General features: G+C 59.7%; 23 protein-coding genes. 11 read left to right on the top strand and 12 right to left on the bottom strand.

Annotation, left to right across the window (positions count from 1 at the left end; genetic code table 11):
- Window positions 1-60: 60 nt before the first annotated feature.
- Window positions 61-717, bottom strand: coding sequence for an alpha/beta hydrolase (locus ACI5GA_RS11790; RefSeq protein ID WP_404633737.1), 657 nt, complete (start codon window positions 715-717; stop codon window positions 61-63).
- A 486-nt stretch (window positions 718-1203) separates the two neighbouring features.
- Here ACI5GA_RS11790 and ACI5GA_RS11785 point away from each other — a divergent pair, with 486 nt between their 5' ends.
- From ACI5GA_RS11785 to ACI5GA_RS11750, 8 genes are all read left to right on the top strand, one after another.
- Entirely contained in the window at window positions 1204-2235 is a 1032-nt protein-coding gene (locus ACI5GA_RS11785) for an amino acid ABC transporter substrate-binding protein (protein ID WP_404633735.1), read from the top strand.
- A 66-nt stretch (window positions 2236-2301) separates the two neighbouring features.
- The gene (locus ACI5GA_RS11780; protein ID WP_404633733.1) at window positions 2302-3483 is read left to right on the top strand and encodes an amino acid ABC transporter permease; all 1182 of its coding nucleotides are present in this window, start codon (window positions 2302-2304) and stop codon (window positions 3481-3483) included.
- A 10-nt stretch (window positions 3484-3493) separates the two neighbouring features.
- The gene (locus ACI5GA_RS11775) at window positions 3494-4591 is read left to right on the top strand and encodes an amino acid ABC transporter permease (protein WP_421422839.1); all 1098 of its coding nucleotides are present in this window, start codon (window positions 3494-3496) and stop codon (window positions 4589-4591) included.
- A 10-nt stretch (window positions 4592-4601) separates the two neighbouring features.
- Window positions 4602-5366, top strand: coding sequence for an amino acid ABC transporter ATP-binding protein (locus ACI5GA_RS11770; protein WP_404633729.1), 765 nt, complete (start codon window positions 4602-4604; stop codon window positions 5364-5366).
- Window positions 5367-5637: 271 nt separating this feature from the next.
- On the top strand, window positions 5638-6945 hold the full coding sequence (locus ACI5GA_RS11765; RefSeq protein WP_421422838.1) for a CynX/NimT family MFS transporter: 1308 nt from the start codon (window positions 5638-5640) through the stop codon (window positions 6943-6945).
- A gap of 87 nt (window positions 6946-7032) precedes the next feature.
- Complete coding sequence (locus ACI5GA_RS11760; RefSeq protein WP_421422837.1) at window positions 7033-7518, top strand: nuclear transport factor 2 family protein; 486 nt, start codon at window positions 7033-7035, stop codon at window positions 7516-7518.
- 47 nt (window positions 7519-7565) lie between these two features.
- The gene (locus tag ACI5GA_RS11755) at window positions 7566-7886 is read left to right on the top strand and encodes a GIY-YIG nuclease family protein (protein ID WP_404633723.1); all 321 of its coding nucleotides are present in this window, start codon (window positions 7566-7568) and stop codon (window positions 7884-7886) included.
- A gap of 64 nt (window positions 7887-7950) precedes the next feature.
- Window positions 7951-8883 carry a glutathione S-transferase N-terminal domain-containing protein gene (locus tag ACI5GA_RS11750; protein ID WP_421422836.1) on the top strand — a complete coding sequence of 311 codons (933 nt, stop codon included), beginning with the start codon at window positions 7951-7953 and terminating at the stop codon, window positions 8881-8883.
- 1 nt (window position 8884) lies between these two features.
- On the opposite strand, the gene ACI5GA_RS11745 is transcribed toward ACI5GA_RS11750, so the two are convergent.
- Window positions 8885-9235 (bottom strand): glutaredoxin family protein, encoded by a 351-nt coding sequence (locus ACI5GA_RS11745; protein ID WP_404633719.1) that lies wholly within the window; start codon window positions 9233-9235, stop codon window positions 8885-8887.
- A gap of 5 nt (window positions 9236-9240) precedes the next feature.
- Window positions 9241-10242: a nucleoid-associated protein YejK gene (yejK, locus tag ACI5GA_RS11740; RefSeq protein WP_404633717.1), complete on the bottom strand. Its 1002-nt coding sequence runs from the start codon at window positions 10240-10242 to the stop codon at window positions 9241-9243.
- A gap of 354 nt (window positions 10243-10596) precedes the next feature.
- Here yejK and ACI5GA_RS11735 point away from each other — a divergent pair, with 354 nt between their 5' ends.
- Window positions 10597-10878, top strand: a complete 282-nt coding sequence (locus ACI5GA_RS11735) for an HU family DNA-binding protein (RefSeq protein WP_404633715.1) — start codon at window positions 10597-10599, stop codon at window positions 10876-10878.
- A gap of 208 nt (window positions 10879-11086) precedes the next feature.
- Here ACI5GA_RS11735 and rlmF read toward each other — a convergent pair whose 3' ends face one another.
- From rlmF to ACI5GA_RS11710, 5 genes are all read right to left on the bottom strand, one after another.
- Window positions 11087-12109: a 23S rRNA (adenine(1618)-N(6))-methyltransferase RlmF gene (gene rlmF / locus ACI5GA_RS11730; protein ID WP_421422835.1), complete on the bottom strand. Its 1023-nt coding sequence runs from the start codon at window positions 12107-12109 to the stop codon at window positions 11087-11089.
- Between the two features lie 170 nt (window positions 12110-12279).
- Window positions 12280-15126: a valine--tRNA ligase gene (locus ACI5GA_RS11725; protein WP_421422834.1), complete on the bottom strand. Its 2847-nt coding sequence runs from the start codon at window positions 15124-15126 to the stop codon at window positions 12280-12282.
- 235 nt (window positions 15127-15361) lie between these two features.
- Entirely contained in the window at window positions 15362-15805 is a 444-nt protein-coding gene (locus ACI5GA_RS11720) for a DNA polymerase III subunit chi (protein ID WP_404633709.1), read from the bottom strand.
- A 7-nt stretch (window positions 15806-15812) separates the two neighbouring features.
- Window positions 15813-16241 (bottom strand): DNA polymerase III subunit chi, encoded by a 429-nt coding sequence (locus ACI5GA_RS11715; RefSeq protein WP_404633707.1) that lies wholly within the window; start codon window positions 16239-16241, stop codon window positions 15813-15815.
- A 69-nt stretch (window positions 16242-16310) separates the two neighbouring features.
- Window positions 16311-17801 carry a leucyl aminopeptidase gene (locus tag ACI5GA_RS11710; RefSeq protein ID WP_404633705.1) on the bottom strand — a complete coding sequence of 497 codons (1491 nt, stop codon included), beginning with the start codon at window positions 17799-17801 and terminating at the stop codon, window positions 16311-16313.
- A gap of 307 nt (window positions 17802-18108) precedes the next feature.
- Between ACI5GA_RS11710 and lptF the strand changes: the two genes are divergently transcribed.
- Window positions 18109-19227, top strand: coding sequence for an LPS export ABC transporter permease LptF (lptF, locus tag ACI5GA_RS11705; RefSeq protein ID WP_404634341.1), 1119 nt, complete (start codon window positions 18109-18111; stop codon window positions 19225-19227).
- Window positions 19220-20281: an LPS export ABC transporter permease LptG gene (lptG, locus tag ACI5GA_RS11700; RefSeq protein WP_404633703.1), complete on the top strand. Its 1062-nt coding sequence runs from the start codon at window positions 19220-19222 to the stop codon at window positions 20279-20281. The genes lptF and lptG overlap by 8 nt, the downstream gene beginning before the upstream one ends.
- Before the next feature lie 170 nt (window positions 20282-20451).
- Here lptG and ACI5GA_RS11695 read toward each other — a convergent pair whose 3' ends face one another.
- The 4 genes from ACI5GA_RS11695 to ACI5GA_RS11680 form a co-directional block, all read right to left on the bottom strand.
- A complete protein-coding gene (locus ACI5GA_RS11695; RefSeq protein WP_421422833.1) occupies window positions 20452-20943 on the bottom strand; it encodes an RDD family protein in 492 nt (163 codons plus the stop codon).
- Between the two features lie 97 nt (window positions 20944-21040).
- Complete coding sequence (locus ACI5GA_RS11690; RefSeq protein ID WP_010220199.1) at window positions 21041-21253, bottom strand: cold-shock protein; 213 nt, start codon at window positions 21251-21253, stop codon at window positions 21041-21043.
- Window positions 21254-21645: 392 nt separating this feature from the next.
- The gene (gene gcvT, locus ACI5GA_RS11685) at window positions 21646-22767 is read right to left on the bottom strand and encodes a glycine cleavage system aminomethyltransferase GcvT (protein WP_421422831.1); all 1122 of its coding nucleotides are present in this window, start codon (window positions 22765-22767) and stop codon (window positions 21646-21648) included.
- Window positions 22768-22831: 64 nt separating this feature from the next.
- Window positions 22832-24208, bottom strand: a complete 1377-nt coding sequence (locus ACI5GA_RS11680; protein ID WP_421422830.1) for an L-serine ammonia-lyase — start codon at window positions 24206-24208, stop codon at window positions 22832-22834.
- Window position 24209 lies beyond the last annotated feature (1 nt).

The following is a 24209-nucleotide window of genomic DNA, read 5'->3' as shown; positions in this document are numbered from 1 at the left end:
CCGGCGCGGCGTAGTGCCATACCAAATCCGCACGGCAAAAGAAAGTGAAAACTCAGTCTTTCAGCGCAGCCGATCCGCGAGCCAGACGCCTATATCGTTGATTTCCTGCGGTAACACTTCATGGCCCATTGGGTATTCCTGCCATGTTGCGGTGACGCCTTGAGCCTTCAATTGCTCGTAGGCGGTCCGGCCCATCGCGTTTTGAACCACTTCATCGTAATGCCCATGCAAGCAATACACCGGAATCCGCTGCTGGCTTGCCGACAGGCTCATGTCGTCGCTGAAGGTCGGTGCGTAGGTAGACAGCGCAAGCACGCCGCCCAGCGGGCCTTCCCAGCGCAGAAATGCGGTGTGCAGCACTACGGCGCCGCCTTGCGAGAAGCCTGCGAGGAAAATCCGCGCCGGGTCGATGCCGCTGTCCCGTTGCTGTTCGATCAGGGAAAGAATGCGCTGGGCCGAGCCTTCCAGTTGATCGCGGTCGATGGCGCGGGCCGGACTCATGGCCTTGATGTCATACCAGCTCGGCATTTCATAGCCGCCGTTGACGGTAACAGCGCGGGTGGGCGCTTGAGGCAGCACGAAGCGGGTCGTGAGCAGCGACTGCTGCAACGCTTCGGCCACGGGCATGAAGTCGTAACGATCGGCCCCCAGGCCGTGCAGCCAGATAACACAGGCGTCAGCGGGTTTTTCAGGCTCGATAATCAGGGGTTCGCTCATGCGTGCTCCATTTGTGTGCGATGGCTCTGGCGCGATGCTTTAAGGCAGTGCGCAGGCTGAAATATAAATGACAGAAGATGTCGCAAGGTTACAAGTTTTGATCTTGACCTGTCGCTAATTTGACTTTGCCACCATGGTGGTACGGGCTTTGCTATAAAACCGTTGGAGTGAAGGCGCTCACCTCGGGCGGTAACACTACTAGGCTATACCTCGTGCAGCCTAGTGTTACGACGGGGCAGCATGGAGTCCATCAACAGGATTCCCGGCACGATTCGCCCGCAACCCTCGGGTTTCGGGACATCAGGGGGCTTCAGTCCGTTTGACCACATCGAATCTGACCAGCACTGAGCACGATGCCAGTGGCATGAGCGGATCCGGGTCTTACGTCGCATGACCCAAAAACAAGCCAGCACGGGTCATTAATGCCTCACAAGGGTGCGACGGGGCTAAAGCTCCTACACAACAAAGGGCAAACTGGAGGTTTGAATGAAGATGTTGAAATCCACCCTGGCTGTAGTGGCCGCCGCAGCAGCACTTGGTGTCAGCAGTTTCGCTCAGGCGGGTGCGACACTGGACGCCATTCAAAAGAAAGGCTTCATTCAGTGCGGCGTGAGCGATGGTCTGCCGGGTTTCTCGGTGCCTGACAAGAGTGGCACCATCGTTGGTATCGACGCCGACGTTTGCCGTGCTGTAGCTGCTGCCGTGTTTGGCGATGCCAAGAAAGTCAAATTCAGCCAATTGAACGCCAAAGAGCGTTTCACCGCGCTGCAATCCGGCGAGATCGACATCCTGTCCCGTAACACCACCTGGACCAGCTCCCGCGATGCGAGCATGGGTCTGGTATTCCCAGGCTTCGTGACCTACTACGACGGCGTTGGCTTCCTGGCCAACAGCAAGCTGGGCGTGAAGAGCGCGAAGGAGCTGGACGGTGCGACCATCTGTATTCAAGCCGGTACCACTACCGAGCTGAACGTGTCGGACTACTTCCGTTCCAACGGCTTGAAATACACCCCGATCACCTTCGACACCTCCGACGAAAGCGCCAAGTCGCTGGAATCCGGTCGTTGCGACGTGCTGACCTCCGACAAATCGCAGCTGTACGCACAACGCTCCAAGCTGGCTTCTCCGAAAGACTACGTCGTTCTGCCTGAAACCATCTCCAAGGAACCTCTGGCCCCTGTGGTTCGCCGCGGCGACGAAGAGTGGACCGAGATCGTTCGCTGGGTTGGCTACGCACTGCTGAACACTGAAGAAGCAGGCGTGACCTCCAAGAACGTCGAAGCCGAAGCCAAATCGACCAAGAACCCTGACGTTGCTCGCCTGCTGGGTGCTGACGGCGAATACGGTCCTCAGTTGAAACTGCCGAAGGACTGGGTCGTCAAGGTCGTTTCGCAAGTCGGTAACTACGGCGAAATCTTCGAGAAGAACCTGGGTAAAACCACTCCTCTGGAAATCGACCGTGGCATGAACGCTCTGTGGACCAACGGCGGCATTCAATACGCGCCACCAGTGCGTTGATTGACCTGCGCCCGGCTACGCGAACCGTAGCCGGGCGCTTCGTTGCATTTCTTCCGGGGCACTCCCATGCAAAATCAGATCAGCGCACCCAAGCAGAGGCTATCCCTCAGCGACCCCAAAGTGCGTGCGTGGCTATTCCAGATAATCACGGTTATCGCGGTAGTCGCGATGGGTTGGTATCTGTTCGATAACACCCAGACCAACCTGCAACACCGGGGCATCACCTCCGGTTTCGGTTTCCTTGAAAACAGTGCCGGTTTCGGCATCGCGCAGCACCTGATTCCCTTCAAGGAGTCGGACTCGTACGCGCGGGTTTTCCTCATCGGTTTGCTCAACACGCTGTTGGTGACGTTCATCGGCGTGATCCTCGCGACCCTGCTCGGCTTTGTCGTCGGCGTGGCGCGACTGTCCAACAACTGGATCATCAACAAGCTGGCGACGGTTTACGTCGAAGTCTTCCGTAACATCCCGCCACTTTTGCAGATCCTGTTCTGGTACTTCGCCGTGTTCCTGACACTGCCAGGACCGCGCGCAGCGCACGGCTTTTTCGGTTCGTTCTTCGTCAGCAGCCGTGGCCTGAACATGCCCGCTGCAATCACTAACGACGCCACTTGGCCGTTCGTGATCAGCATTGTGCTGGCCATCGTCGCCATCGTGTTCATGGCGAAGTGGGCGAACAAGCGCTTCGACGAAACCGGCGTGCCGTTCCATAAGTTCTGGGCGGGCCTGGCCCTGTTCATCGTGATCCCTGCGCTGTGCGCGCTGATCTTCGGTGCGCCGGTGCATTGGGAAGTCCCCGAACTCAAAGGCTTCAACTTCGTTGGCGGCTGGGTACTGATCCCTGAACTGCTGGCGCTGACCCTGGCCCTGACCGTGTACACCGCAGCGTTCATCGCTGAAATCGTGCGTTCCGGTATCAAGTCCGTCAGCCACGGCCAGACTGAAGCTGCCCGCTCGCTGGGGCTGCGCCCAGGTCCGACGCTGCGCAAGGTCATCATCCCGCAAGCCCTGCGGGTGATCATTCCGCCGCTGACCAGCCAATACCTGAACCTGGCGAAAAACTCTTCGCTGGCGGCCGGCATCGGTTACCCGGAAATGGTTTCGCTGTTCGCTGGTACCGTTCTTAACCAGACCGGTCAGGCCATCGAAGTCATTGCCATCACCATGAGTGTTTACCTGGCGATCAGCATCAGCATTTCCCTGCTGATGAACTGGTACAACAAGCGCATTGCGCTGATCGAGCGGTGAGGACTCGCGCATGACATCCCATACTTTCAAACCTGACATGCCGCCGCCGAGCAAAGTCTTCGGCCCGGTGGCATGGATGCGCCAGAATCTGTTCTCGAACTGGATCAACACCCTGTTGACCCTGTTCGCGATCTACCTGATCTGGCTCGTCGTTCCTCCGCTGCTGAGCTGGGCGATTTTCGACGCCAACTGGGTCGGCAGCACCCGCGCCGACTGCACCAAGGCGGGCGCCTGTTGGGTGTTCATCGAACAGCGCTTCGGCCAGTTCATGTACGGCTACTACCCTCAGGAATTGCGCTGGAGGGTCGATCTGACCGTGTGGCTTGCGATCATCGGCGCTGCGCCGCTGTTCATCAAAGCCACGCCGCGCAAGGCGATTTATGGCCTGAGCTTCCTGGTGATCTACCCGATCATCGCGTACTTCCTGCTGCATGGCGGCCTGTTCGGCATGGCCGAAGTGGCGACCAGCCAGTGGGGCGGCCTGATGCTGACGCTGGTGATCGCCACGGTCGGTATCGCCGGTGCGCTGCCGTTGGGCGTGATCCTGGCCCTTGGCCGTCGCTCCGATCTTCCGGCGATTCGCGTGATTTGCGTGACGTTTATCGAGTTCTGGCGCGGCGTTCCGCTGATCACCGTGCTGTTCATGTCGTCGGTGATGTTGCCGCTGTTCCTGCCGGAAGGCATGAACTTCGACAAACTGCTCCGCGCTCTGATCGGCGTGATCATGTTCCAGTCGGCTTATGTGGCCGAGGTGGTGCGTGGTGGCATGCAGGCCATCCCGAAGGGCCAGTACGAAGCTGCTGCGGCCATGGGCCTGGGCTATTGGCGTCGCATGGGCCTGGTGATTCTGCCGCAAGCCCTGAAGCTGGTAATTCCGGGTCTGGTGAACACCGTGATCGCGCTGTTCAAGGACACCAGTCTGGTGATCATCATCGGCCTGTTCGACCTGCTCAACAGCGTCAAGCAGGCTGCCGCCGACCCGAACTGGCTCGGCATGGCGACCGAGGGCTACGTGTTCGCAGCCCTGGTGTTCTGGATCTTCTGTTTCGGTATGTCCCGCTACTCCATGCACTTGGAGCGTAAGTTGGACACAGGCCACAAGCGTTAGGAGTCAAATGATGAGCGAAGTTATCAAAAAGCCTCTGGGCGCCGAAGGCATGATCCGTATGGAAGGCGTACACAAATGGTACGGCCAGTTCCATGTACTCAAAGACATCAACCTGAACGTGCGTCAGGGCGAGCGTATCGTTTTGTGCGGCCCTTCGGGTTCGGGCAAGTCGACCACCATTCGCTGCCTGAACCGTCTGGAAGAACACCAGCAAGGCCGCATCATCGTGGACGGCACCGAGCTGACGTCTGACCTGAAGCAGATCGAAACCATCCGCCGCGAAGTCGGCATGGTGTTCCAGCACTTCAACCTCTTCCCGCACCTGACCATCCTGCAGAACTGCACGCTGGCACCGATGTGGGTGCGCAAGATGCCGAAGAAAAAAGCCGAAGAAATCGCCATGCACTACCTGGAGCGCGTGCGCATTCCAGAGCAGGCGCACAAGTACCCGGGCCAACTCTCCGGCGGTCAGCAACAGCGCGTGGCCATCGCTCGTGCGTTGTGCATGAAGCCGAAAATCATGCTGTTCGACGAGCCAACCTCGGCCCTCGACCCGGAAATGGTGAAAGAGGTGCTGGACACCATGGTCGGCCTGGCGGAAGAAGGCATGACCATGCTCTGCGTAACCCACGAAATGGGCTTCGCCCGCACCGTGGCCAACCGCGTGATCTTCATGGACAAAGGCGAAATCGTCGAACAGGCCGCCCCCAACGACTTCTTCGACAACCCCCAAAGCGACCGAACGAAGCTGTTCCTCAGCCAGATTCTTCATTGAGTTAATAGCCGTACCCAAAAACCCGGGCCTTGTGTCCGGGTTTTTGTTTAATCACGCTGAGTTGTGATTGGGTTGAGCTCCTGTAGCAGTCCGGCTTTTCGGCGGCAGCGATTTCAAAGGCGCAACCGCCGGCAAGCCGGGCTGCTACGGGGTGATCAGTACGCCTTTTTTGTATTCAATCCACGCAAAACTTGTGTTCTCTCGTGATCTCCAACAGGATTACGTCTTTGCGCAATGCGCTGTTACACAATCCTGCCCCCACGAGAATCCCATGACGACCAAGGCGCCGACGGCGAGCGACACGCTATCCCATTCCCGAAAACATCATGAACTCAATGAGCTGCTGATCGATGCGGAAGCCGACGATGAGCAGGTTCAGCAGCATCGTCCAGTGTTAAGGCGCCCGTGGTTTTTGCTGTTGGGGCTGGTGTTGGTGGCGCTGAATCTGCGTCCGGCGTTGTCGAGCATGGCGCCGTTGCTCAGCGAAGTGTCGAAGAGCCTCGGGTTGTCCGCTGTCACCGCGGGCCTGCTGACGACGTTGCCTGTGTTGTGCCTGGGCTTGTTCGCACCATTGGCCCCTGTGCTGGCAAGGCGATTTGGCAGCGAGCGAGTCGTGTTCGGGATTCTCCTGACGCTGACCTGCGGGATTTTGCTACGCAGTTCGTTTGGCGTGGCGGGGCTCTTCGCGGGAAGCATTTTGTCGGGTGCGAGCATCGGCATCATCGGCGTATTGCTGCCTGGCATCGTTAAGCGTGATTTCGCCAAACAGGCGGGCACCATGACCGGCGTTTACACCATGGCGCTGTGTCTGGGCGCGGCAGTCGCTGCGGGTTCAACGGTCCCGTTGAGTCAGGCGTTCGGCACTGATAGCGGTGGCAGTTGGACGCTGGGCCTGGGTTTCTGGATCGTTCCGGCGCTGCTCGCGGCGATTTTCTGGTGGCCCCAGACGCGGCAAAGCCATGGCCAGCATCAGGTTGCCTACCGCGTGCGCGGTTTGTTTCGCGACCGGCTGGCGCGGCAAGTGACGCTGTACATGGGCCTGCAATCTTCGCTGGCGTACATCGTTTTTGGATGGCTGCCGTCGATTCTGATCGCCCGCGGCCTCACGCCGACAGAGAGCGGGTTGCTGCTTTCGGGTTCAATCATGGTTCAGTTGCTCAGTTCGTTAGCGGCACCTTGGCTGGCGACGCGAGGCAAGGATCAGCGGTTGGCGATTCTGCTGGTGATGCTGTTGACCCTTGGTGGCCTGTACGGCTGCCTCTACGCGCCGGTCAACCAGTTGTGGTTTTGGGCCGTGGTGCTCGGATTGGGGCAGGGTGGCACGTTCAGTCTGGCGTTGACCTTGATTGTGTTGCGCTCGCGGGATTCGCACGTCGCCGCCAATTTATCGAGCATGGCCCAGGGCGTCGGTTACACGCTCGCATCGCTGGGGCCGTTTGCCGTGGGTGTGGTGCACGACTGGACCGGCAGTTGGAGCGCAGTGGGCTGGATTTTCGGTCTGATTGGCGTCGGCGCGATCCTCGCGGGGATGGGCGCAGGCCGAGCACTGTATGTGGACGTGACCAGCGAGAAAGTCTGAGTCCGGGTATTTGTCGCGCGAATGTCCGTGGCAAAACCCGTCGAGGCCGCTTATCGTGCAGGCATCTTTTTCAGGGATGTCCTGCGCATGAGCGATATCAACCAAAGCGAGCAAAACAGCGCGCTGATCACCCGTTTCTACGAAGCGTTCAACCGACTCGATGCCGAGACCATGGCCGCGTGCTACTCCGACGATGTCCTGTTCAGTGATCCGGTGTTCGGCGAGCTGCGTGGCCGTCAGGCGGGGGACATGTGGCGCATGCTCACCTCGCGGGCCAAAGAATTCTCTGTACGCTTTGACAACGTGCGCGCCGATGAGCGTACCGGCGCTGCGCACTGGGTCGCCACCTACCTGTTCAGCCAGACCGGGCGCACGGTGGTCAACGACATTCAGGCGCGCTTTGTGTTTCGTGATGGCAAGATTTGCGAACATCACGACCAGTTCGACCTTTGGCGCTGGTCCCGTCAGGCGTTGGGCGCGAAAGGCGCTCTGCTGGGCTGGACGCCTCTGGTGCAGAATGCGATTCGCGCTCAGGCGCAAAAGGGGCTGAAGGCGTTTCAGGCGGGACGTTGAGGCTCTGTTAGAATCGGCGCCCCTGCTCCCCAGACCTCACATGCACGATGACCGATGCCCTCGCTGATCCCGCACCTGAACCGGCCACCAGCAAGCCATGGTTTGTCTATCTGGTGCGCGCGGCGAACGGTTCGCTGTATTGCGGTATCAGTGACGATCCCCACAAGCGTTTCGCCAAGCACCAGAGCGGAAAGGGGGCGCGCTTCTTCTACTCCAGCCCCGCTGTTGCGCTGGTGTACATCGAGGCGTGTGCCGACAAGCGCGAAGCGTTGCGTCAGGAGCGATTGATCAAAAAGCTGCGAAAAAGCGCGAAGGAAGCGCTGGCTACCAGCTTCATCCATGAGCGTGATTCGGTGCCATTAACGTGAGCGGGTAGGCTGCCAGGCCGGTCGCCGCTATGCTGGTGCTTCATACCTGCTGATGGGCCGAACCATGTCAGACCTGATCCTGCATCACTACCCCACGTCCCTGTTCTCTGAAAAGGCCCGTTTGATGCTCGGTTTCAAAGGACTGTCATGGCGTTCGGTGATCATTCCGCCGATCATGCCAAAGCCCGATGTGGTCGCGTTGACGGGCGGTTATCGCAAGACGCCGGTGCTGCAGGTGGGCGCGGATATTTACTGTGACACCGCCCTGATGGCCCGTCGCCTCGAAGCGCAAAAGGCTTCACCCACGTTCTATCCTGAGGGGCAGTCGTTCATTGCGGACAGCCTGGCGAGTTGGGCCGACTCGGTGTTGTTCCTGCATTCGGTGAGCCTGGTCTTCCAGCCCGCTTCACTAGCGCTGCGTTTCGCCAAGCTGCCGCCTGAGGCCGTTAAAGCCTTTGTTGCGGACCGGGCTTCGTTCTTCGAAGGAGGAAGTGCGACACGGGTGCCACTGGAACAGGCTCAGCACCAATGGCCCACGTTGATGAGCCGTTTGGAGACTCAGTTGGAGCGCAACGGCGATTTTCTGTTGGGTGATCCGTCGATTGCCGATTTTTCGGTCGCCCATACCCTGTGGTTTTTGAAGCAAACCCCTGTGACCGCACCACTGGTCGATGACTATCCGGCGGTGCTCGCCTGGTATCAGCGCGTGATCGGTTTCGGCCATGGTGCGGCCAGTGAGCTGAACTCGGCGGACGCTGTGGACATCGCGCGTCAGGCGACGCCTGCGCCACTGCCGGACGAGATCCTGGTTGATCCCAATGGCTTCGAAGCCGGGCAGCAGGTGAGCGTCAGTGCGGTGGATTATGGCGTGAACCCGGTTCAAGGCGAGCTGGTGTTCAATGGCCGTGAAGAAATCATCCTGCGCCGGGAGGACGAGCGCGCGGGAGAGGTGCATGTGCATTTCCCCCGGCTCGGATTTCGCATTGAAAAGCGCTGATCTATTTCAGCGCGGCCAGAATCTCTTCCTCGGAAAACCCTCTGATCAGCGTCCCGTTCACGTCGATCAGGGGAATGCCGCGTCCTCCCAGCGCTTCGTACGCCTTGCGCCCTACGGCATCTTTTTCGATGTCGTACTCGGTATAAGGAATGCCCTTGCTGTCGAGAAAGCGTCGGGTCTGTTTGCAGTAGCCGCACCAGTCGGTGGCGTACAGCGTCACCTTCGCGTTCGTCTGGACCTGCGCCGAGATCGCCGGGTCCGGGTGAATGAGGTTCTCGATCTTGCCCCAGTTCTGATAGACGACCACCACTAGCATGATCAGTACGAACTTCTTGAGGGTGCGTATCAGCATGGTGTTCAGCGCCTTTTCAACTGGTCGGTGAGTTGAGTTGGCAGGCCCTTGATGATCAGTGTCCCTTTTTCTTCGTCGTACTCGATCTTGTCGCCCAGCAAGTGCGCCTCGAAGCTGATCGACAGCCCCTCGGCGCGCCCGGTAAAGCGGCGGAACTGGTTGAGTGTGCGCTTATCGGCCGGAATCTCTGGCGACAGGCCATAATCCTTGTTGCGGATGTGTTCGTAGAAGGCACGTGGGCGGTCTTCGTCGATCAGGCCGGACAGTTCTTCCAGTGCGATCGGCTCGCCCATCTTACTCTGGCTGCTCGCGTAGTCGACCAAGGCCTTGGTCTTTTCGCGGGTGGACTCTTCCGGCAAGTCTTCGCTCTCGACGAAGTCGCTGAAGGCCTTGAGCAAGGTGCGGGTCTCACCGGGGCCGTCGACGCCTTCCTGACAGCCGATGAAGTCGCGGAAATATTCAGAGACTTTTTTGCCGTTCTTACCCTTGATGAACGAGATGTACTGCTTGGACGCCTTGTTGTTCTGCCACTCGGAGATGTTGATGCGCGCCGCGAGGTGCAGTTGGCCCAGGTCCAGATGGCGAGAAGGCGTGACGTCCAGCTCGTCGTTCACCGCCACGCCTTCGCTGTGGTGCAGCAGCGCAATCGCCAGGTAGTCGGTCATGCCCTGTTGGTAGTGCGCGAACAGCACGTGGCCGCCCACGGACAGGTTGGATTCCTCCATCAGCTTTTGCAGGTGCTCGACCGCCACGCGACTGAATGCCGTGAAGTCTTTGCCGTCGTCGAGGTACTCCTTCAGCCAGCCGCTGAACGGATGGGCACCGGATTCAGGATGGAACAGACCCCACGCCTTGCCTTGTTTGGCGTTATAGCTCTCGTTGAGATCGGCCAGCATGTTCTCGATGGCCTGGGACTCCGTGAGTTCGGAATCGCGCGCGTGAAGGACTGCGGGTGTGCCGTCGGGTTTCTTGTCGATCAGGTGGACGATGGCATGACGGATCGGCATGGAGTTCTCGGCTGCTGAAAGGGGACTGAACGGGGAAGTGGAAGGCCCGTGCGAAAGTCGCCAAGTGTACCGCAGAGTCGGCGGAACGCGCGCTGGCGAGGTCCGAAACCCGGTTTCAGGGCCGTTAATATGACTTTTTTACCCCTCAATCGCGATAAAGCTGACCAAATGGCTAGTCAGGTGCGGATATTTGCTTGGCTCTGTGCTAGCTTTGCCCGGTCTTGCGCACCCGAAGCGCGCCAAGCATGCAGTTTGTGGGCGTCTGGCCGAACCAAAGACCGATTTCGGTATCTACATTTCGCGTCTGTACACACTCTGCAAACCATATGAATTTGATAGGGAAGGAACACCACCATGGCTCTGACTAAAGACCAATTGATCGCCGATATCGCAGAAGCTATCGACGCGCCAAAAACCACCGCGCGCAATGCTCTGGACCAATTGGGCCAAATCGTCGCTGACCAACTGGAAAACGGCGGTGAAATCACCGTGCCAGGCATTGGCAAACTGAAAGTGACCGAGCGTCCTGCCCGTACTGGCCGTAACCCTTCGACGGGTGCAGCGATCGAAATCCCTGCCAAGAAAGTCATCAAGCTGGTTGTGGCCAAAGGCCTGACTGACGCTGTTAACAAGTAAGCGACAACGCTTCTTGTAAGAGAAACCGTGTGACGGAGTGATCCGGGCACGGTTTTTTTGTGTCCGGGATTTGAGAGCTGAGCGCAATCCTGTGGGAGCCGCCTTGGTGGCGAAAGCGTCGGGTCAGCAACATCTATGTCGATTGACGCACCGCTTTCGCCACCTAGCGGAGCGCCGCCCGGCCGTCTCCCACAAAATCCGTCTTGCGTTATCGGCTGTTCCAGCGCTCTGCTCGCCACGCGGCCTGCTGTGCCTTGTCTTGGAAGGTCCAGGCCACGAAGCGGCTCTGCTTCTGTCCTTGTGACATCTCAACGACGCGGCTTTCAACTGCGCCCACCTTTTTCAGCGTGCTCTGGATCAGCGGCAGATTCGATGCCTTGGACACCAGCGTGCTGAACCACAGCACCTGATCAGGCACTTGTGCACTCTCGGTGATCAATTGTGCGACGAATCTTGCCTCGCCGCCTTCGCACCACAACTCCGCCGCCTGACCACCAAAGTTCAGCACCGGCAGTTTGCGCTTCGGATCGGCTTTGCCCAGTGCTCGCCATTTGCGTCGGCTGCCGCTCAGCGCTTCCTCAGCCGAAGCGTGGAAGGGCGGGTTACACAAGGTGATGTCGAAGCGTTCTTCGGTGTGCAGCAGGCCTTTCAGGATCAGCGAGCGATCGCTTTGCTGACGCAGGCTGATGGCTTTGCCGAGGTTGTTTGCCTTGACGATGGTGGTGGCCGAGGCGAGGGCGATTTTGTCGATGTCTGAACCTACGAAATGCCAGCCGTATTCGCTGTGACCAATCAGCGGGTAGACGCAGTTGGCTCCGGTGCCTACGTCCAGCGCTTTAATCGCTGCGCCGCGAGGGATCACGCCGTCGTTATATTCGGCCAGCAGGTCCGCGAGGAAGTGCAGGTAATCAGCGCGGCCGGGGATGGGCGGGCAGAGGTAATCCGTTGGAATGTCCCAGTGGGCGATGCCGTAGAAGGCCTTGAGTAGCGCACGGTTGAATACCCGCACCGCTGCCGGGTTGGCGAAGTCGATGCTCTCTTTACCGTAAGGATTGATGATCACGAACTGCCCCAGTTCGGGGCTGGCCTTGATCAGCTTGGGAAAGTCGTAACGGCCCTGGTGGCGGTTGCGCGGGTGCAGGCTGGCCTTTTCCCGCGTTTCGGCAGGCTTGGCTGAGGTCGCGGGTTTGGGCTTCTTGCGCGGTGGTTTGAACGGCTCGGGTTTGGTCATCGCATATTGTTCCGGTTAAAACACAAAACCCTGTGGGAACCGGCTTGCTGGCGAAGGCGTCAGGTCAGACAACGTGATGTCGATTGATCCGACGCCTTCGCCAGCAAGCCGGCTCCCACAGGGTCTGTGTGAATCAGCCAGCCCGGTTATTGGGCTGGCTGATTGGGTTGTTACAAGCTCGCAATCCGCGCGTGCTGTTCCGCCAGCTTGCCCAGGGCCTGTTCGGCCTCGGCCAGTTTGGCGCGCTCTTTTGCGATGACGTCTGCCGGGGCCTTGTCGACGAAGGCGGCGTTGGACAGCTTGCCGCCCACACGTTGCACTTCACCTTGCAGACGCTGGATTTCCTTGTCCAGACGCGCCAGTTCAGCGCCTTTGTCGATCAGGCCAGCCATTGGCACCAACACTTCCATCTCGCCGACCAGCGCGGTGGCCGACAGCGGCGCTTCGGCAGCCGCTTCCAGCACGGTGAACGATTCAAGCTTGGCCAGCTTCTTCAGCAAGTGCTCGTTCTCGTTCAGGCGACGCTGGTCTTCGGCGCTGACGTTCTTGAGGAACAGTTGCAGCGGTTTGCCCGGGCCGATGTTCATCTCGCCACGGATGTTACGCACGCCCAGCATCAGGCTCTTGAGCCATTCGATGTCGCCTTCGGCAGCGGCGTCGATGCGCTCTTCGTTCGCCACTGGCCACGGTTGCAGCATGATGGTCTTGCCTTCTGCACCGACCAGCGGCGCCAGGCGCTGCCAGATTTCTTCGGTGATGAACGGCATGAACGGGTGCGCCAGACGCAGCGCCACTTCCAGCACGCGAACCAGCGTACGGCGGGTGCCACGCTGACGCTCGACGGGTGCGTTCTCGTCCCACAGCACCGGCTTGGACAGCTCCAGGTACCAGTCGCAGTACTGGTTCCAGATGAACTCGTACAGCGCTTGTGCGGCGAGGTCGAAGCGGAATTGATCCAGTTGGCGGGTCACTTCGGCTTCGGTGCGTTGCAGTTGCGAGATGATCCAGCGGTCCGGCAGCGACAATTCATACGCTTCGCCGTTCTGGCCGCAGTCTTCGCCTTTGTCGAGCACGTAGCGCGCGGCGTTCCAGATCTTGTTGCAGAAGTTGCGATAGCCTTCGACGCGACCCATGTCGAACTTGATGTCGCGACCGGTGGACGCCAGCGAGCAGAAGGTGAAACGCAGGGCGTCGGTGCCGTAGCTGGCGATGCCGTCGGCGAACTCGTCGCGGGTCTGCTTCTCGATCTTCTTCGCCAGTTTTGGCTGCATCATGCCGCTGGTGCGCTTTTGCACCAGTGCTTCCAGCTCGATACCGTCGATGATGTCTAGCGGGTCCAGGACGTTGCCCTTGGACTTGGACATTTTCTGGCCCTGACCGTCGCGCACCAGACCGTGGACGTACACGGTCTTGAATGGGACCTGTGCTGTGCCGTCTTCGTTTTTCACCAAATGCATGGTGAGCATGATCATCCGGGCGACCCAGAAGAAAATGATGTCGAAGCCGGTGACCAGCACGTCAGTCGGGTGGAAGGTCTTCAGGAAGTCGGTCTGCTCAGGCCAGCCCAGTGTGGAGAAGGTCCACAGGCCGGAACTGAACCAAGTGTCCAGGACGTCGTTGTCCTGTTGCAGCGCAACGTCTGGACCGAGGTTGTGCTTGGCGCGCACTTCGGCTTCGTCGCGGCCAACGTAGACCTTGCCAGACTCGTCGTACCAGGCCGGGATGCGATGGCCCCACCACAGCTGACGGCTGATGCACCAGTCCTGAATGTCGCGCATCCAGGAGAAGTACATGTTTTCGTACTGCTTCGGTACGAAGGCGATGCGGCCGTCTTCCACAGCAGCGATCGCAGGTTCGGCCAGTGGCTTGGTGGAGACGTACCACTGGTCAGTCAGCCATGGTTCGATGACGGTGCCGGAGCGGTCGCCTTTCGGGACCTTCAGCGCGTGGTCGTCAACGCTGACCAAAAGGCCTGCGGCTTCGAATGCGGCAACGATTTGCTTACGCGCTTCAAAGCGGTCCAGACCCGCGTATTCAGCGGGCCAACTGCCGTCGATGGAGTCGTTCAGCGTGCCGTCGAGGTTGAACACCTGAGCGGCAGGCAGCACGGTGGCGTTTTTGTCGAAGATGTTCAGCAACGGCAGGTTGTGGCGCTTGCCGACTTCGTAGTCGTTGAAATCGTGGGCCGGGGTGATCTTCACGCAGCCGGTGCCGAACTCAGGATCGCAGTAGTCGTCAGCGATAATCGGGATGCGGCGGCCTACCAGCGGCAGCTCGACGAACTTGCCGATCAGCGCCTGGTAGCGCTCGTCGTTCGGGTTCACGGCGACGGCGGCATCACCCAGCATGGTTTCCGGGCGGGTGGTGGCGACGATCAGGTAGTCCAGACCTTCGGCGGTCCTGGCGCCGTCGGCCAGCGGGTAGCGCAGGTTCCACAGGCTGCCTTTTTCGTCGTGGTTTTCCACTTCGAGGTCGGAGATGGCGGTGTGCAGCTTGGTGTCCCAGTTGACCAGGCGCTTGCCGCGGTAGATCAGGCCGTCTTCGTGCAGGCGCACGAAGGCTTCTTTAACGGCTTCGGACAGGCCGTCGTCCATGGTGAAGCGCTCACGGCTCCAGTCCACGGACGAGCCCAGGCGGCGGATCTGACGGCTGATGTTGCCGCCGGACTGATCCTTCCATTCCCAGACTTTTTCGAGGAATTTTTCGCGACCCAGGTCGTGACGGTTCTGGCCCAAGGCTTCCAGTTGACGCTCCACCAGCATCTGCGTGGCGATACCGGCGTGGTCGGTGCCCGGCTGCCACAGGGTGTTGCGACCCTGCATGCGGCGGAAACGGATCAAGGCGTCCATGATCGCGTTGTTGAAACCATGGCCCATGTGCAGGCTGCCGGTGACGTTCGGCGGCGGAATCATGATGGTGTACGAGTCGCCCGCGCCTTGCGGAGCGAAATAATTCTCGGACTCCCAGGTCTGGTACCAGGAAGTTTCGATGGCGTGCGGCTGGTAGGTCTTGTCCATGCGCGGCGGGAACCTGATCTGCTTTCAGTCGGAAAAGCCGGGAAGTATAGCTTTTCACGAGGATCAGGTGTAGCGGGGCGGCAGGAACGCATTGAACTCCCTGGCGGGACGCCGTTCTAGTGGGAGCCGGCTTGCTGGCGAAAGCGTCGGGCCCGTTACGAATGAGGTGACCGGCAGGCCGCTTTCGCCAGCAAGCCGCCTCCCACACGAGACGTCAGCGCCGTCCCAGGATTCGTCACTGGCCTGGATATTGGCTCAGCAGTCGCTCCATCCGCGCTTCGAGACGCCGTTTGATCTCGTTCTCGATGTGGGGCGCGAAATCGTCGATCACGTCTTGCATGATCAATTGCGCAGCGGCGCGCAGTTCGCTGTCCAGGTGCAGCAGGTCGTCGGGGTTCGGCGTATGGGGATTCGGTTCTGGCTGGGCAGCGGCAGGCGGCGCAATGGCTGCTACAGGCTCAGGTTGCAGCACAGGAATGTCGGTGGTGTGCGTGTCGGGCTCGTCCGCCGCGACGACCTGACCGCTGACCACATCGAAAAGCAAAGGGATCTGGCCTTCGTGGGGGACCGTTTCGGTCAGCAGCGGCGGGTTGATCGAATCATCGCCGAGCAACTGGCGGATCGACTCCAGGTCGTCCAGCAGATGCGCGGAGTCTTTCAGGGTTTTTGGATTGTCCATCGTGTACTCAAAAACGCTGCAGTCGGTGGTTGTGCAGAGGATAGCCCTGTTCACGGTAGAAGCGGAAACTCTCTCGCGCCGCTTCGCGGATGGGCGGGGCCTCCACGACGATCTCCGCGACACGCGCAAATCGTTTGAAAAAATCGGGGATGCGCAGGTCCAGATTGACCAGCAAATCCTGATGTTGCCCGGGATCGGTACCGATGCCCAATGCCACCGGGGCGTCCTGATCGTCTTCGACCGAGCCGTGGGGCACGAAGGTTTCGCCCTTGAAACGCCACAAACGGGCGTCCAGCTCAGCGCGCTGTTCGGCATCGCTGCAATGCAGGTAGATGCGATGGCCGAGGCGCCAGGCCTTGTCGGTAAGTTTGCAGGCGAAGTCCAGCCGTGCGCGCGGGTCGGCGGTAGGCAGGATGTAAAAGTCGACTTGGGTCATGAACGGTCCAGAGCGTGAAACCTGCCGGGCCGCTCGAAACGAGAAGGCCCGGCGAGTTTCGAGGGCGTTTTACACGCCTGCGCGGTCAAGCAGGTATTGGGTCAGCAGCGGAACCGGACGGCCGGTGGCGCCCTTGTCCTTGCCGCCGCTCAGCCAGGCGGTCCCGGCGATGTCCAGGTGCGCCCACTCGAACGATTTGGCAAAGCGCGACAGGAAGCAGGCCGCAGTGATGGTGCCGGCTTTCGGACCGCCAATGTTGGCGATGTCAGCGAACGGGCTGTCCAGTTGCTCTTGGTACTCATCGAACAGCGGCAGTTGCCAGGCGCGGTCGTCGGCGCGTTTGCCTGCGTCCAGCACTTGTTCGATCAGCGTGTCGCTGTTGCCCAGCAGGCCGGATGTGTGGCCACCCAGAGCAACCACGCAGGCGCCGGTCAGGGTTGCGATGTCGATGACGGCCTTTGGCTTGAAGCGTTCGGCGTAGGTCAGTGCGTCGCACAGCACCAGACGGCCTTCGGCGTCGGTGTTGAGGATTTCGACGGTCTGGCCGCTCATGGTCTTGACGATGTCGCCCGGACGGGTCGCGGTGCCGCTCGGCATGTTTTCCGCTGCGGCGATGATGCACACCAGGTTGATTGGAAGTTGCAGTTGCAGTACGGCATTCAGGGTGCCGAACACGCTGGCGGCGCCGCACATGTCGAATTTCATTTCGTCCATGCCCAGGCCCGGCTTCAGGCTGATGCCGCCCGTGTCGAACGTGATGCCTTTGCCGACCAGCACGTAAGGCTTCTCGCTTTTCTTGCCGTTGTTGTACTGCATGACGATCAGGCGCGGCGGTTGGGCGCTGCCCTGACCTACGGCGTAGAACGAGCCCATACCCAGCTCGGCGATCTTCTTCTCGTCGAAGACTTCGACTTTCAGGCCTTTATTGGCCTTGCCCAGTGCCTTGGCTTGCTCGCCCAGGTAGGTCGGGTGGCAGATGTTCGGTGGCAGGTTGCCCAGCGTGCGGGTCACGGCCATACCGGCGGCGATGGCCTGCGCGTGCTTCGCGGCGCGCTCGACGTCGGCGACGCTGGACTTGGCGGTCAGCAGGGTGACTTTCTTCAGCGCGCGAGGGTCGGCTTTCTGGCTTTTAAACTGGTCGAACACGTACTCGCCATCGGCCAGGGTTTCCACCAGCAGGCGGTTCTTGCCGTAGGTGTCACGGTTCTTGACCTTCAGGTGATCCAGCGCAAAGGCGGCATCGGTGCCACCCAGGCTTTTCAGGGTGTTCAGCACGCCGCTGATGATCTTGCGGAAGGGGCGGTCGCCCAGTTCGGCTTCTTTACCGGTGCCGACCAGTAGCACGCGTTCAGCCTTGACGTTGGGCAGGTTGTGCAGCAACAGGCTCTGGCCCACTTTGCCTGCCAGGTCGCCGCGTTTGAGCACTGCGCTGATGGCGCCGCCGCTCAGAATGTCGATACTTTGTGCAACATCGCTCAGGGTACGGCCTTCACCGACGGCAACCACCAGGGTGGCGGTTTTCAAGGTTTCTGCACTGACGCTCTTAACAACCAATTCCATGTCGGGGTCCCCGAATAAACTGTGGTTTATCGCAATATGATTGCGCGGCCCGGTGAGTGGCGATGACCTGCGACCCCGTGCTCGCGGCAAGGCCCGCAGTTTGACCCCGGCTTATGACCCCTGACAACCCCGAATAGGGACGCTCGTGCCTGCATCGGGCAAATAAAGTATCCGGCGCACGCAGTGACAGACACGATCAATCACAGGATAATGCCGCATATTTTTTCGCGGGTTCGCGTCGCGCGCGTCCTGAGTGACCCATTTCCTTGTCAGGCTGCCTGAGCGTGACGACCCTGGAGTGTCTGGTTTGATTGTCTTCCGTTACCTGTCCCGAGAAGTGCTGGTTACCTTGAGCGCTGTGAGTGCCGTGCTGCTGGTGATCATCATGAGTGGTCGCTTCATCAAATACCTGGCCCAGGCTGCCTCCGGCGCACTCGATCCAGGTGTGCTGTTTCTGATCATGGGCTTTCGTCTGCCAGGCTTCTTGCAACTGATTCTGCCGCTGGGTCTGTTCCTTGGCATCCTGCTGGCGTACGGGCGTTTGTACCTGGAAAGCGAGATGACCGTGTTATCGGCCACTGGCATGAGCCAGCAACGCCTGCTGTGGATGACGCTGGCGCCTGCCGCGCTGATATCACTGTTGGTGGCCTGGCTGAGCTTTAGCCTTGCGCCGCAAGGTGCGACCCAGTTCCAGTTACTGATCAACAAACAGGACGCAATGACCGAGTTCGACACCCTGGTGCCGGGCCGCTTTCAGTTGCTGCGTGACGGCAGCCGTGTGACGTACACCGAAACCATGACCGACGACCGCATCAATCTCGGCGGCGTGTTCATCTCCGAAAAGAAGCTGGACGAGAAGAAAGACCACGGCATCACCGTGCTGGTGGCCGAGAAGGGCAAGCAGGAAATCAAGCCCGATGGCAGCCGTTACCTGATTCTGAACAACGGCTATCGCTATGACGGCAACCCCGGTCAGGCCAACTACCGCTCGATCAAGTACGACACCTACGGTGCACTGTTGCCCAAGCCGGACATCAGCGACGAAATTACCGACCGCGACGCCATACCGAGCTCCGAGTTGTTCACCGGCGAAGACTCGTTGCGCAATCGGGCCGAATTGCAATGGCGCACATCGCTGCCGATTCTTGTCTTCATCGTGACGCTGATGGCCGTTCCGCTGGCGCGCGTCAATCCGCGTCAGGGTCGGTTCCTCAAGTTGCTGCCTGCGATTCTGTTGTACATGGCCTACCTCACCATCCTGATTGCAGCGCGCGGTGCGCTGGAGAAGGGCAAGATTCCAGCAGCGCTGGGCTTGTGGTGGGTGCATGCGATCTTCCTGGCCATTGGTCTGGGACTGCTTTACTGGGAGCCTTTGCGCTTGAAACTGGCGAGTCGCCGCGCAGTGTCGGAGGTGGCTCATGGTTAAGCTGGATCGCTACATCGGAAAAAGCGTGTTCATGGCGATCATCGCCGTGTTGGGGATCATTCTGGGTCTGGCGTCGCTGTTCGCGTTCATCGACGAGATGGCCGACATCAGCGACACCTATACCTTCTGGGATGCGGGCAGTTTCGTGGTCATGACCGCGCCGCGTCGTCTGTACGACATGCTGCCAATGGCGGCATTGATCGGCTGCCTGATTGGCCTGGGTACGCTGGCCAGCAGCAGTGAGCTGACCATCATGCGTGCGGCAGGCGTGTCCATTGGCCGTATCGTCTGGGCGGTCATGAAGCCGATGCTGGTGCTGATGGTGGCCGGCCTGTTGATTGGTGAATACGTTGCGCCGGTCACCGAGGCTTCTGCCCAAGCGGCCCGTTCGCTGGCACAGGGTACTGGCGATGCACAGAGTGCACGTCATGGCCTGTGGCATCGTCAGGGTGAGGAGTTCATCCACATCAACACCGTGCAACCCAACGGCCTGCTGTACGGTGTGACGCGATACCACTTTGACGATCAGCGCCACATGCTCAGTGCCAGCTTCGCCAAACAGGCGAACTACAAGACGGATTACTGGCTGCTCAAGGATGTTTCCACCACGCTGTTCCACGAAGGCCGCACCGAAGTCGTCACGACCCCGGAAGAGCGCTGGAACATTTCCCTGAGCCCGCAGTTGCTGAGCACGGTGGTGCTGCCACCTGAATCGCTGTCGATGACCGGGCTGTACAGTTATGCGCACTACCTGGCCGATCAAGGGTTGGCGAACGGCCGTTACTGGTTGGCGTTCTACACCAAGATTTTGCAACCGTTGGTGACCGTGGCGCTGGTGTTGATGGCGATTTCGTTCATCTTCGGCCCGTTGCGCTCGGTAACGCTGGGGCAGCGTGTGTTCACTGGCGTTCTGGTGGGGTTCACCTTCCGCATCGCGCAGGACCTGCTAGGGCCGTCGAGTCTGGTGTTTGGCTTCTCGCCATTGTTCGCCGTGCTGGTCCCAGCGGGGATTTGTGCGCTGGCTGGCCTCTGGCTGCTGCGTCGGGCGGGTTGATTGCTGGATGTATGACGAAAAGCCGACTTCAGGGTCGGCTTTTTTGTGCCTGACGCCGGGTCCGCTTTCATGTTGGAGATGAACGCTGTGGGAGCCGCGTTGGTCCGGGCGGCGTTTCGACTAAAGCGGTTGACCAGGCAGTATGGAATCTTGCGCAGAGATAGCGGCGATTAGTTTTTTTTCTGCTTCGGAATCCGCACCACCTGCGTCTCTGAGTATATGTCATGCCAGCTGCGTTTCTGCTTGTCGAACAGGCTCCAGAAGAAGCCCAGCCCCACACACAGCCACGACGCAATCGCCACCACAAAGCGCAGCAGTGCCTGCCACAGGCTGATCCCGGTGCCATCCGCGTTTTGAACACGAATACCCCAGACTTGCATGCCCAGCGTCTGCCCGGCATGTGTCCAGAACTTTGCGAAGAAAGCGAACAGGGCGAACACCAGAATCGTCGACAGCAGGGGGTCGCCGTCCAGCGCGCCCGCGTCAGACAGTGCGCGCATTCTGGTTTCACCGATGATGGCGAGCCAGACCAGCTTGTAGAGAAAGGTAGTGACCATCAGCAGCGCCACGCACAGCAGCGCGTCATAGAAAATCGCAGCCAGACGTCTGCCCAGGCCAGCGGGGGGAAATTCGCCCTGGGGGCGTAACACATGTTTGGACATGGACGGTGCCTGTTCGCGAGGATACGGGCAGTGTAGGAAATCGCAGGCATAAAAAAGCCCCTGATGTTGCCATCAGGGGCTTTTCAGCTTTCAGCGATCAAGCTTCAGCGATAACTTCGTCAGCTTGCATGCCTTTCTGGCCTTGCACAGCGATGAAGGTCACTTTCTGGCCTTCTTTCAGGCTCTTGAAGCCGTTGCCCTGAATAGCGCGGAAGTGGACGAACAGATCCGGACCGCTCTCTGGAGTGATAAAACCAAAACCTTTCTCGTCGTTAAACCACTTAACGGTACCGCTCTGACGTTGAGACATTTTCTTATTCCTTGAAGCATAAATTAATGACAGCCCCTTTCACACGAAAGAGTACTGGGCTGGTTGCAGGAAGAAGAAACGTAGAGCGGGATGTAGCATTGCTTTTGGCGCTACTGCCCAGGTCACGATCCCAGCGACCTATGCAAACACAGTTAAGAGACTCTACGCTAACTCTCGCAGAAAAAACAAGCCCCGGATAAGCCCGGTTTCAGGGGCTTTCGGCCACTTTTTGAAAACTTTAACCAAGTGGCGTGAATCGATAGTTTTTGCTATTGGAACCTATCCGAAAGTGCAGTTTTCTGACAATTTCATTGCTGTTTTTCAAGCGCCAGACTGCGGCAGTCGAACAGTGTTTTGCACTGTTGCGGTGCCGCAGTTTTTTGACGTCAAGGTCAGCCGCGGAAGTAACGTGGCGCAACGAAAGGCATTTTGCTGACTTTCATTGGTACTTTCTTGCCCCGCACGATTGCCCAGACCGGCGTCTCAAGTGCCGTGAACGCCGCGTCCACGTAGCCCATTGCTACTGGCGCGCCGAGGGTCGGGCCGAAGCCGCCACTGCACACCGTGCCGATGATTTTGTCATCGGCATCGACGATTTCTGCGCCTTCACGCACCGGGGTGCGCTCCTGTGGCAGCAGGCCAACGCGCTTGCGAGTTGCACCGCTTTGGTGCTGAGCGAACACGTGTTCAGCGCCGGGGAAACCGCCTGCGCGTTCACCATCGGCTCGGCGGACTTTGGAAATCGCCCACAAAAGGCTGGCCTGGATCGGCGTGGTGTCGGTATTCATGTCGTGACCATAGAGGCACAAACCGGCTTCCAGACGCAGCGAGTCGCGAGCGCCGAGGCCAATCGGCGCCACTTCAGGCTCGGCCAGCAGGCGGCGCGCCAGGGATTCGGCCTGATCAACCGGAACCGAAATCTCGTAGCCATCTTCCCCGGTGTAGCCCGAGCGGCTGACGAAGCAGTCGATGCCGTCGATTTGCAGGGTGACGTATTGCATGAAGATCATCTTCGCGACTTCCGGCGCGAGGCGTGCCAACGCGGTTACAGCCTGCGGGCCTTGCAGGGCCAGCAGGGCGCGCTCTTCGAACAGCGGCGTGATGTCGCACTGATCGCCGATGTGTTTGCGCAGATGCGCCAGGTCTTCGTTCTTGCAGGCTGCGTTGACCACCAGCATCAACTGATGGTTGCCCAGATTGGCAACCATCAGGTCATCGAGAATGCCGCCCGTTTCGTTGGTGAACATGGCGTAACGCTGCATGCCGACGGGCAGGTCGATGATGTCCACCGGCACCAGCGTTTCCAGCGCCTTGGCGGCGTTCGGGCCGCTGAGCAGGATCTGGCCCATGTGCGACACGTCGAACAAGCCTGCCTGATCGCGAGTGTGCAGGTGTTCTTTCATCACGCCCGCCGGGTATTGCACGGGCATGTCGTAGCCCGCGAACTCGACCATCTTGGCGCCCAGTTCACGGTGCAGCGCGTTGAGCGGGGTTTTCAACAGTTCAGTGGACATCGATGACTCCTTGAATGGGGCCTGGGCGTTGTGCACCGCAAGCCCGAAAAAAAACGGGCTGAAATCAGCACTCGATAATGTTCACGGCCAGCCCGCCACGGGCTGTTTCCTTGTATTTGCTTTTCATGTCGGCGCCTGTCTGGCGCATGGTGCGGATGACTTTGTCCAGCGACACGAAGTGCTGGCCATCGCCGCGCAAGGCCATGCGTACCGCGTTGATCGCTTTCACCGAACCCATGGCGTTGCGCTCGATGCAGGGCACTTGAACCAGCCCGCCGATGGGATCGCAGGTCAGGCCCAGATTGTGTTCCATGCCGATTTCGGCGGCGTTTTCCACTTGCTGCACATTGCCACCCATGACCTCACACAGTGCCCCGGCGGCCATCGAGCACGCCACACCAACTTCGCCCTGACAGCCGACTTCGGCCCCGGAAATCGAGGCGTTTTCTTTATAGAGAATGCCGATCGCCGCAGCCGTCAGCAGAAAACGCACGACGCCGTCTTCGTTGGCGCTGTTGATAAAGCGCATGTAGTAATGCAGCACGGCAGGGACAATGCCCGCTGCGCCGTTGGTGGGTGCAGTGACCACGCGCCCGCCATTGGCGTTTTCTTCGTTGACGGCCAGTGCGTACAGGTTGACCCAATCCAGCACCGAGAGCGCATCGCGCAACGAGGCTTCCGGGTTTTGGCACAGTTGACGATACAGCCTGGCAGCACGTCGTTTTACCTTGAGGCCGCCTGCCAGAATGCCTTCGTTGCGACACCCTGCTTCGACGCAGTCCTGCATCACCTGCCAGATCTTCAGCAGCCCGGCGCGTGTTTCGGCTTCAGGTCGCCAGGCGGCTTCGTTGGCCAGCATGACCTGACTGATGGACATCCCGGTGTTGGCGCAATGGGCCATCAGTTCCTTGCCGGTCTTGAACGGGTAGGGCAGAACGGTGCTGTCTTCGACGATACGGTCGGCACCCGCGGCGTCTTCATCCACCACGAACCCGCCACCGACCGAGTAATACTCGCGGCTGCGGATCTGCAAACCTGCGTCATCAAAGGCACGAAAAATCATGCCGTTGGGGTGATAGGCCAGCGGTTTGCGGATCATCGCCAAGTGCTGCTTTTCGATGAACTCGATGCTGTGCTCGCCGAGCAGGTTGATGCGGTTGCTGTTGCGGATGCGTTGCAGGCGTTCGTCAACGTGCGCGGTGTCGACGGTATCCGGGTGTTCGCCTTCAAGACCCAGCAGTACGGCCTTGTCGCTGCCGTGACCTTTGCCGGTGGCACCGAGGGAGCCATAAAGCTCGACTTTGACGCGGGTCGTGGCGGAAAGCAGGTCGTCGCGGCGCAAACCTTCGACGAACCGCGCAGCGGCACGCATCGGACCCACGGTATGGGAGCTGGAGGGGCCAATGCCGATCTTGAACAGGTCAAACACGCTCAGGGACATG

The sequence above is a fragment of the Pseudomonas sp. Pseu.R1 genome (assembly GCF_045764065.1).
Taxonomy (GTDB): domain Bacteria; phylum Pseudomonadota; class Gammaproteobacteria; order Pseudomonadales; family Pseudomonadaceae; genus Aquipseudomonas.
The sequence above is the reverse complement of the archived record's forward strand: the minus strand, read 5'-3'. Positions and strand labels throughout refer to the sequence as shown.